The sequence below is a fragment of the Nonomuraea sp. KM90 genome (assembly GCF_052246675.1).
Taxonomy (GTDB): domain Bacteria; phylum Actinomycetota; class Actinomycetes; order Streptosporangiales; family Streptosporangiaceae; genus Nonomuraea.
In genome coordinates, this window is sequence record NZ_JBQQCB010000085.1 from 38,252 (window position 1) to 48,037 (window position 9,786).

Genomic DNA, 9,786 nt, shown 5'->3' on the forward strand with positions numbered 1-9,786 from the left:
CGTCCTCCCTGACGTCTCGTGCGGTTCCGTGCGTCGAGCTTCGCCCCGCGGCCAGGGGCGGGAACACCACAACTTGGGGACGTCTAGGGACGTCTGATGCTAACGTCGCAGCACAGGGTCGTTCTGCGAGAGGAGCAGCCCGGACATGAACAACAACCTCCGCTACGCACTGGCTGCCTCCCGGCTCAACCCCACCGACGTCGCCGCCGCCCTGGCCGTCGACCCCAAGACCGTCGCCCGATGGCTCCAAGGCCGTATCCCGTACCCCCGCCACCGCTGGGCCGTCGCCGACCTCCTCCAGGTCGACGAGGCCGACCTGTGGCCCGACATCGCGTCACGACACCAGGCACTCACCGATGGCGTCACCGCGATCTATCCGCATCGCTGGGCCGTCCCCCAGGCGGTCTGGCGCAACCACTTCAGCCGCGCAAGGCGGGAGATCGGCATCTTGGCCTACAGCGCGTTGTTTCTCGCGGAGGATCGGGCAGTTCTCGACATCCTCACCGCCCGTGCCGAGGCAGGGGTGAAGGTCCGTGTCCTCCTCGGAGATCCGGACGGGCAGGAGGTGGCCGCGCGTGGAGCCGATGAGGGCATCGGTGCGGAGGTGATGGCGGCCAGGGTCAAGAACGCGCTCGCGCTGTACCGGCCGCTGCTCCGAGTCCAAGGCGTAGAGATCCGCCTCCACCGCACAGTGCTCTACAACTCCATCTACCGGGCCGACGACGAACTGCTCGTCAACACCCACGCCTACGGCACACCAGCAGCCAACGCCCCGGTCATGCATCTGCCTGGAGCCCATGACCAAGGGCCGGCAGCTACCTACCTCACCAGTATGGCGCGCGTCTGGACCATCGCAATGCCTTGTCAGGACTAGCTCAGACACCATCAGACACAGCTACGGGCAGCCCAGAAAGCAACTTATCTGCACGTCATCAAGGGCGGCCCGCCTCTGGCGGTCCGCGGCGCGTTCCGGTCCTCTGCTGGCCGCGCTGCGGCTCTTCGGCCGGTCGCGGCCAGCAGAGGGCACGCGCCAACCAGTGCCAAGACAAACAGTTGAAGGACGGCCATTGTGGACTATGCCGCAGACGTGCATGGGTTGGGGTAGGAGCGAGGTTGTAACCGGCGGCGATCTCCGGCCCGCAGAGACATCACTCTGGACTCGAACCAGCCTCTGTAGTCGATGCGGGCAGCACATGGATAGCACTCACCACCGCATCATGCAGAGCAACACTGGGCTTTTCGGATATATGGACACAATCTTCACATACTGTCGAAGTATGCAACTATCACACAATCTGGAGTAAGTTCGGATGCATGGGTTGACCTGCATATTGGTTCGATCTACGGTCTTCCTACCGCTGTTGCGACACGTCGAGGAGATTTGGCAGTGCTTGACGAGAAGACGCTGCGTCACAGCTGTGAACACTATGCTGCCAAATATGGACACAGGATCACCGAGTTAGAGCGTGGCCTTAAGTGTTATGCTGCGCATTTGTATGCGCAAGAAGCCGGCTATGACGCGGTGCTTGATGGTGAACCAGCCGCTGAAGCAGATCTCGGCGAGTACATCTGCCAACCAAACGACCTGGGCATAGACGTCGTTTTAGAGGATGAAATCAACCGAAGAATTCTACTTGTTCAAGCTGCATGGAGATCGAAGCGTGTTCTCGAAGAGGACAGGCTATCTTCATTTTTTGACGTTCCAGCAAGGCTGCGGTCCCCCGACTACATCCGCGCAAGTGATGCACAAATACAGGATCTTTTGTCGGGCTTCAAAGAAAAGGAGGACGATGGTTACGAGATCTGTCTCCGGTTCGTCACGAACTTAAGAGTAGGAGATAAGAATCGTCTGCTAGAAGTCGTTGAGGCGAAGAATCAATTCTATGAAACGAATGACCGGCTGATCATCTGCGAGCTCGTCGGCCTGGCGGAATTGGCCAAGCATACAGACGAACTAGACCCCGCGATCGATGGAGGGTTCGTCGAGACCGTGCGGCTCAATCTCCAGAAGGATAAGTTTATCGAGCTTACAGATCCATATAGAACTATCGTGGCTGCGATTAAAGCAAATGAACTGGTTGATCTATATAGGCGGCGGGGCGTCGGGAACAGGCTCTTCAATCTTAATATTAGGATGCCTCTAGGGAGCAAGAAAGTCAACTCGAAAATAGTTGAGACTGCGGTTGACCCTCAAGAAAGTTCCCATTTCTTCTACTACAACAACGGAGTTTCCGCAGTTTGTAGCAGCTATTCACTTGATGGAACAAAGCTTACCGCGAACCGGTTCCAAATAATTAACGGCGCGCAGACAGTGAGTGCTCTGGTAAAGGCAAGAGCGACAGCGGCCAACACTGACGTATATGTGCTCTTTCGCCTAACCGAGACAACCCAAGAATATGGTGGAAGTCTCACCGAAAATATAATCCGATTCAACAACACACAGAACCCGGTCAAGGCGTCCGACTTCTACGCTAACGACGATATACAGGTCTGGCTCAGCTATAATCTAGCAAAGCTGTCAGGAAAAGGTCCAATACCAGCTTTCTACTATGCACACAAATCCGGCCATAAGCCAAAGGGTGCAACTGGTAGAGGTCTCAAGATAGAGCAGTTCGCTGGCATCCGACACTGTTTTCTGTACGGGCCTATCATTAGCTATCGAGAGCCGCAGCAATTCTTTGATCGCCAACAGCGCTATTGGGAGGCTTTCGGCATCGATGGCAAGGAGGCCAAAACATGGACTTCTGAGCACCTCGCATGCGGAGCCACCGCCATTGCTATCCATCATCGTATTCAGGACCTAGGGCGAAAGCTGCGTACCGACGAGAGGACTAAGGCTTCTGACGAGGCCCGATACCTGTATCGGCTAGCTCGCTATGTTACTGGGCTTACCGCAGAAGGTCTCCGTGAAGTTAAGGATGGAGGGTTTGAGACATATCGAGATCTGATATCGTCTAGTGCTAATTTTGACAAATGGGTTGAACCCATAATTGGGGCTGCCCGACGAATTCTCCGCTACGAATGGAAACAACTAGTTGCCGCAAGAGGCGGTGTACAGATTGAGTACAACCTTGCCCGAGACGAGAAGATGTGGGGGCGTCTTAGCGCAAGTGTTCGCGAAGAGGTTTTACATCTTGAATTCTAGCGTAATGATACAAGGGTAATAATGGATGTATTTATCAGTTGGTCAAAGGCGACGGGCCAAAGTTTAGCAATTGCACTGCATAGCTGGCTGCCAGAGGTCATCCATCGACTGGAACCTTGGATGTCAAGTGAAAATATCAGAAAGGGGCAGCGCTGGGGGGTAGAAATCGGCAGTCGGCTAGACGCCACGCATCAGGGAATTATTTGTGTAACGCGCGAGAATGTGAAAGAGTCTTGGTTGAATTTTGAAGCGGGTGCTCTGGCTAAGTCTCTCAAGGACGCCTCGGTCCGTCCAGTACTCTTTGATTTGCAGCCGGCTGATGTAACTGGGCCTTTGACGCAATTTCAAGCTACAGTAGCTAGCGATCAGAAAGACATGCTACGGCTTATAAAGTCCCTTAACGATGCTTGTGAGGCGCCGCTGGACGAATCGCGCCTAGAGCGTTCGTTTCAGCGAGCATGGCATGAATTCGAGACTGAGTTGGAATCAATATCAGCATCATCCTCTCCAGTCACTGAACAGCCGAGTCGCGAAGTTTCTGACATAGTCGGAGAAATCTTAGAGCGCACACGCGAGATCCAGCGATCCATGGTTGAGTCTCAACCGGCCACAGTCTCGTTCACGGACGTACCATCGTCTGCGTTAGCAGCGGAACTGAGGAGTCGGGGCGTATCAGGCATAGGGGCTCTATTAACACCCCCTGAATTGCAGATAGTTGCTACAGGGTTAGGGATCGCCGATGCTGCTGAGATGCGTAAGCCACGACTGATAGCTGCTATTACAGAGAAGCTTGATGCTTAGACTGCATCTACGCTTTCCTCGCTTCTGCCGTGCCGGCGGCGTTCAAACGCCAGGTACTTCCCTGTCACCGCAGCCGCCTCGTCATCGTCCGCCGTTTATCCGCCTGGACTCTGACACCTTGCTTTCCCGGCCTCCCGCCGAAGCCTCAGCAGCAAGGTCACCCGGCGCCCTCAACCGACCCGCCGCTCATCCACAGGGAGCGTTCCACCACCCGCCCAGCTCGAAGCGCCGACACATGCGTGGATGAGCGATATCGCCACAGAGGTCAACGGCAGCTCGTCCGGCAGACTGCCGCGCGTGGGCGGTCGCTGGCCGAGCTGCGGTTCTCCGGCTGGTCGCGGTCAGCGCCACCCAATGCGCCCGTCCACGGTTGAGCCCGTGCCTGGCCACTCGTCCGAGTGTTCACCTTGCCGATGCCGTCTGTGTCACTGAAAGGTTCCTTCCCGGATCTATGTATCCGGAATCTAGCTGCTAAAGGAGTCAAATCCGACGAAAGACCCAAGCATCGCAAGGAGGACCAGTGGAACAAGGCACTTTTGCGGTATCGAGTTGGAATAATCTAGCAGTTGAGCTATTGCTGGTGATAAAATAAAAGGTGAGGCATTCCGTGAGTTACCGCAATAAGACGTATGTCGCCTTCGCCAGCGAAGACATCAGATCCTATAGACTGATGGAAGCCTGGCGCGATAACAAGAATATCGATTTCAACTTCTATGATGCGCATGATCTGTACGTCTCGCGCGACTCTAGTAGTCGCGAGACGATCAAGCGTAACCTACGGGAGCGGATGAAGAACGCCAAGCAGTTCGTCCTGCTCGGCAGCACTATCGCCAAGAGGAAGGGTGGGGACGGCTATTCATTCTTGGCATATGAGGTCGAGACGATGGTCGACCTCGACCTGCCAGTAGTGGTCACCAACCTTAATGGTGATCGGACAATTGATCGGAACTTCATTCCCAAGCCGCTATTGGATGTCGACTACTACGCCATGTCAGTGTCGTTCCAGCCGGCAATCATCAGGTACGCCTTGGATAACTACGCCGAGGAGTACGCCCTCAGCTCCTATACAGGGTGCTATCAGTACAAGCCCAGCGTATACAAGCAGCTCGGTATATGAGCGGGGCACTGCTTCATGACCTGAAGAGTCAGCGCTTCTGGCAACACTTCGCGGTCCATGCCCTGTCGGCGGTCGGTCTCATAGCGGTGCTCGCGGGCCTCTACGATGTCTTCTTCCCTGACGTGGCTGAAGGCGTCGGGACATGGATGACCATCATAACGGTCGTAACTGCGCTGATTTACGCCACGGTCAGGTCTTGGCCTCGGCCGATTGAGCAGCAGTACGAGGCGCCGAATGTGAAAATAAGCCTAGTTCGGGGAGACATCCTCGAGCAGGATTCAGATCACCTGGTGATCGGTATGCAGACAACCTTCGATACGGAGACGCCGCGAATTATCGCTCGGACAAGCCTCCAGGCCCAGTTCGTCGACAAGATTTACGGTGGGGACGTGAAGCGCCTTGATAGTGAGCTGGATCAGGCGCTCAGCGGTAAAGCCCCGGTGGGCACGATCACGAAACCGGGGAAGACGAAAACTTATGAGGTCGGAACGGTGGCAGTGCTGGAGCAGGCCACCCGGAGCTTCTTTTGCGTCGCGTATTCGGAAATGGACGCAAAGAACGTGGCCCGGAGCTCAATTGAGCATATCTGGCGAGGTCTCGATCAGCTCTGGCGCGAGGTTGCCGATCACGCGAATGGCGGTACGGTTGCTGTCCCGGTTCTTGGCGGCGGGCTAGCGAGGCTGTCGCAAATTCTGCCTGCTCAGGATTCGGTTCGGTTTACCATTTTGTCGTTTATGTTCGCTTGCCGCCGGGAGCGAGTATGCGATGAGCTCAAAATCGTAGTGCAATCGGAGCAGTACGACCGGATCGACCGTCTGGAGATCCAGGCCTTCCTTATGTCGCTGAGGGCGTCGTGATGGCGGCTTCAATTCAGCTCCCAGACGATGGTTCTTGCGCCTTCTGCGCTTACCTCAACGGCGAACGCCCGTACACCATCCTGGCCCGCGATGAGGTCACGGCCATGTTGGTTACACGGGAACAGCGCGGTGTGGCCCACTTGCTCGTCATCCCCGTCCGCCATGTCGAGACCATCCTCGATTTGAGTGACGAGGAGGCACGTACCGTGATGATCGCCGTGCGTGAGGCGGCTCGCGTGATCGACCGCGCCGAAAGACGGCCGGGCATCGCTGTCTGGCAGAACAATGGAGTGCCTGCGGGGCAGTCGATTAGTCATGTTCACTTCCATGTGGCTGGCACACTGCCCGGTGGGCGAACTGAGTGGGGCGACGTGCCCGAGCTACCCATCAGCGAGACGAAAGTTCTCGCTGACAAACTGCGGGCAGCGAGCGACGATCTAGCGAGCGAGCAAAGGTAGGTCATTTCAGAGATACTGCCCGGACCAGCTAGCTGCCTCTGTCGCCTCGTCGGGAGCTAGTTGCACACGACCGTAGGGCTGGATGTCGTTTGTCTCAGGAGCGCAGGCAGGTCGCATAGGTTGGGGAAACGTGATCCGTGATGATGTTGTCGACGTCCTGGTGGGGATGGATGTTCCGGCCGGCGTCTTAGAGGACTTTCCTGAGCTACCTGCGGATGTTGAGGGGGTGTTGGTCTACGGGAGCCAGGCTCGCCGAGACGCCGTGCCGGGTTCGGACCTGGATGTGCTGGCCCTAGTGACAGCTCAGCGTCCCAGCACTGACTCCGGTTACGTGCACGTGAGCTACTACACCCAGAAGCAGCTCTCGACGGGCATCGGCACTCTCTTTGGAGCCCATCTCAAGCGTGACGCCAAGATTGTTTGGGACAGATACGGCCATCTGACCCGCGCTGTGGAGGACATGGGCGAGGTAGACACCAAGCGACTCCTTGCCCGTGCTCGGGGGCTGTCTGAGCTCTTCACCAGCTTGGATCGAGACTTGCCGAAGTATCTTTCCGGTCTCTTGCGGCAAGCCCGATACCTGCTCCGCAGCTGCCTGTACGCGCAGGCCATCGCGGGCGGTGCCCCCTGCTTCTCGGTGCGGGAGCTGGCCGTTCGGCATGGAGATCCTTATTTGACCCACCTCCTAGCCTCACGGCAGCCAGGTAAGGCGACGGCAGCAGACCTAGCGCAATGCTTGTCCCGGCTGCGCGGGATTATTGGTGAGTTCCCGCCCAGCGAACATGGTTCCCTTGAGGCCACAGTCGTCAACGAATGGGGACGTCCCAGCGACATCCTTTCGATGGCGTTTATGGCCTTGGGCGTCACCGGGAAGACATCCGACTACGCCGAGGTGGAGAAGATTTTACTGTGAGTGCTGATATCGCGTTCGTGGGCGACATTCATGGGAATTTGAGCGCACTCCGAGGACTATGTGATGTCCTAACTGCGAGAGGTGGACCGCACGCAATCTTTCTCGGTGACTACATTAACAAAGGTGCGCAATCTGCCGAGGTGGTGAAAGAGCTCCTTGGGTATGCCGGATCCGGACACGCGACCCTCCTCAGGGGGAACCACGAGGCAGCGTTGCTTGACGCATTGGACACCGGGGACTTGACGGCTTTCCTTAAGATGGGCGGAGCGATGACCATTCGCTCGTATGTCGGGGCGAAAGTTGGGCCTGACGTGCTTAGCGACTTCCGGGCAAGTTTCCCGAACGAGCATTTGGACGGGATGCGGCATATGCCCGAGACATGCGAGTCGAACGACTTCATCGCCCGGCACACTCCTCCGTCTGCCTCGACGCGCAAGTACCGAATCAGTGCACATCTTGTAGTCGGCAAGCTCCCGAGGATCGGCCCCAGCTCGGCGCAGCTGGATACCGGCTGTGGGTCCGATGACGGTCGCCTGACGGCTCTGTTGTGGCCCAGTCTCGACTATGTCCAGGTTGACGCCCATGGCTCCATCGTGACCGGCTGACCGGGAGCACCAGCGCTCGGTCACTCGTCCAGCTGATCGAGAAGCCACTCGGCTCGCTGTATGCCCTCCTTATTCGCCATCGCCTTGTTCACTTCTAAACAGGCGCGTGCGTACTCTCCTGCCTCGCGTCTCATGCCGGCCGCACGGCAGCACTGCGCAAGCAGAAGCAGGGAGATGGCTTCCCCCCGTCTGCTCGCGATCTGGCGATTCAGAGACAAAGCCCGCTCGGCATACGGCACACCCTCATCAGGTCGCCCTTGGCGGAGGCGCACCTGCGCGGCCAGTACCTCGGCATTGGCGTGCAGCGCGGCCGGTGGTGTGCCGCGCAGAGTATGGATCACTTCGTCCGCATGAGAAGCCGCGGTCTCCAAGTCCCCCATGCGAACCTCAAGCCTGGCCAGGTTGACGAGGGACTGGCACACGTCCAGGCGGTTGTCTGAACCGCGCCTAGAATCGAGAGATTTTTGGAAGGCACGCTGAGCCGATACCAGGTCGCCGATCTTCTGATGCGCAAGGCCGAGGTCGTCGAGGATCCGACAGTGGACTTTTTGTGCGTAGGCGTCACTCTCGTTGAGGAGTGTCACTGCCTGCTCGAGCCTTCCGATTGCATCAATGTCGCGTCCCTGCCGGCGCAGCACCCCCGCTTGGGCAGCGAAGGCTTCTGCCGCGAGCGGTGAGTAGAGGTGCGAGGCTGTATTGACGAAGTGGTCGATGGCGCGCTGCGTCGCGGCGTACGCCTCGTCGAGCTCGCCGTGCCGAGCCAGGAACCGGGCGTAGGCCAGCTGTTCGGATGGACCGCCCAACGCGGCTGCCTCTCGGAGGCTCGCTCGTCCCGCCTCAGCTTGGCCAAGGTCGACCAACTTCTCGCCGCGCAGGCGCAGGTTCGCAGCGCGCAAGACGTCTTTTCCTGACGACGGCAGCAGGTCGACATACCTATGGACCTTCAATCCGGCCAGGGCCTCCCAGGTACCGAGACGCTCAGTTAGCCTTGTCTTGAGCTCACGCATGTCCGCGATGGACTCGTACATCACCGCGTGGTGCCAGGACATCTGCTCTCGAAGCTTCACGATCCGCTCGGCGGGCGAAGGGTGATCGAGAAAGGCCACCCATACGTCCCGCATTGGCTGCTCGGTGCGGCCGAGCTCAAGCAAGCCTGTGAAGAGCTCCTCCTCACTACCGGACGTGTATTCCCATGGACTGCCCGACTCACTACCCCAAGATCCCTTGAACAGCGCGATCAGAAAGTGGCTCTCCCCGATCAGTTCATTGATCGCCTCCTGTGGCCGCCGGGCAGTTCCACGCACACGCTCCCCGCCGACGACTTCGTAGGTCACGTTGCTCTCGCCTCTGCAACGAGCGTTGTACTCGTCGATGCAGGAGCGAACAACCTTGCGCTCGTCCAGGAGGTCGCCGGGCGAGGCCAGGAAAATGCGGAGCGGTAACGCGTCAGACATGGTCCCGACGATATCTCGTGGATTCACAAGACACTGGCAGAGCTGGGTGGACCACAGCATCTGTATTGAAGTGTTCGGCTGAGGCGGGGGACGATCACCGGCTTCGGTTCTCGCGTCTCGGACTAGGGTGATCGGCTGCTGCGGCCTCCCATCAAGCCATGCCACCGGATGACTGAGGCTGTGCTGACAGCAACACCCGCACCCGCCGACCCGCACGCGCCACTGTGCCCATGCACCTGACCACGGTCTCGATGAGCCGAGCAGGGGGATTGCCTCGCCTGGAAAGCGGAAATTCAGGCTGCCGCGGGGGGTTGCGTCCACGGAAGTGGTGTACGAGTTTGACCTGGTCAGCGGGTGTGGTGCCGTGAAATGAGAACGGCCATCGCGTGATCCTTCGTAGCAACGATTCCAAGAAGGAGAACGGCGATGACCGCGG

9 protein-coding genes are annotated in these 9,786 nt (G+C 58.2%); 8 read left to right on the forward strand and 1 reads right to left on the reverse strand.

Annotated features, from left to right (window positions below; translation table 11 throughout):
• Positions 1-145 precede the first annotated feature (145 nt).
• From ACTWPW_RS45650 to ACTWPW_RS45685, 8 genes are all read left to right on the forward strand, one after another.
• The gene (locus ACTWPW_RS45650; RefSeq protein ID WP_443172426.1) at positions 146-874 is read left to right on the forward strand and encodes an XRE family transcriptional regulator; all 729 of its coding nucleotides are present in this window, start codon (positions 146-148) and stop codon (positions 872-874) included.
• Between the two features lie 513 nt (positions 875-1,387).
• Positions 1,388-3,145, forward strand: a complete 1,758-nt coding sequence (locus ACTWPW_RS45655; protein WP_443172427.1) for an AIPR family protein — start codon at positions 1,388-1,390, stop codon at positions 3,143-3,145.
• A gap of 21 nt (positions 3,146-3,166) precedes the next feature.
• Positions 3,167-3,946, forward strand: a complete 780-nt coding sequence (locus tag ACTWPW_RS45660; protein WP_443172428.1) for a TIR domain-containing protein — start codon at positions 3,167-3,169, stop codon at positions 3,944-3,946.
• A 607-nt stretch (positions 3,947-4,553) separates the two neighbouring features.
• Positions 4,554-5,063 carry a TIR domain-containing protein gene (locus tag ACTWPW_RS45665; RefSeq protein WP_443172429.1) on the forward strand — a complete coding sequence of 170 codons (510 nt, stop codon included), beginning with the start codon at positions 4,554-4,556 and terminating at the stop codon, positions 5,061-5,063.
• Positions 5,060-5,920 (forward strand): macro domain-containing protein, encoded by an 861-nt coding sequence (locus tag ACTWPW_RS45670; protein WP_443172430.1) that lies wholly within the window; start codon positions 5,060-5,062, stop codon positions 5,918-5,920. The genes ACTWPW_RS45665 and ACTWPW_RS45670 overlap by 4 nt, the downstream gene beginning before the upstream one ends.
• Positions 5,920-6,378, forward strand: coding sequence for an HIT family protein (locus ACTWPW_RS45675; protein WP_443172431.1), 459 nt, complete (start codon positions 5,920-5,922; stop codon positions 6,376-6,378). Before ACTWPW_RS45670 ends, ACTWPW_RS45675 begins: the two co-directional genes overlap by 1 nt.
• Positions 6,379-6,508: 130 nt before the next feature.
• A complete protein-coding gene (locus tag ACTWPW_RS45680; protein ID WP_443172432.1) occupies positions 6,509-7,291 on the forward strand; it encodes a hypothetical protein in 783 nt (260 codons plus the stop codon).
• Positions 7,192-7,896: a metallophosphoesterase gene (locus ACTWPW_RS45685; protein ID WP_443172433.1), complete on the forward strand. Its 705-nt coding sequence runs from the start codon at positions 7,192-7,194 to the stop codon at positions 7,894-7,896. Before ACTWPW_RS45680 ends, ACTWPW_RS45685 begins: the two co-directional genes overlap by 100 nt.
• Before the next feature lie 20 nt (positions 7,897-7,916).
• On the opposite strand, the gene ACTWPW_RS45690 is transcribed toward ACTWPW_RS45685, so the two are convergent.
• Positions 7,917-9,350 (reverse strand): tetratricopeptide repeat protein, encoded by a 1,434-nt coding sequence (locus tag ACTWPW_RS45690; protein WP_443172434.1) that lies wholly within the window; start codon positions 9,348-9,350, stop codon positions 7,917-7,919.
• Between the last annotated feature and the right edge of the window lie 436 nt (positions 9,351-9,786).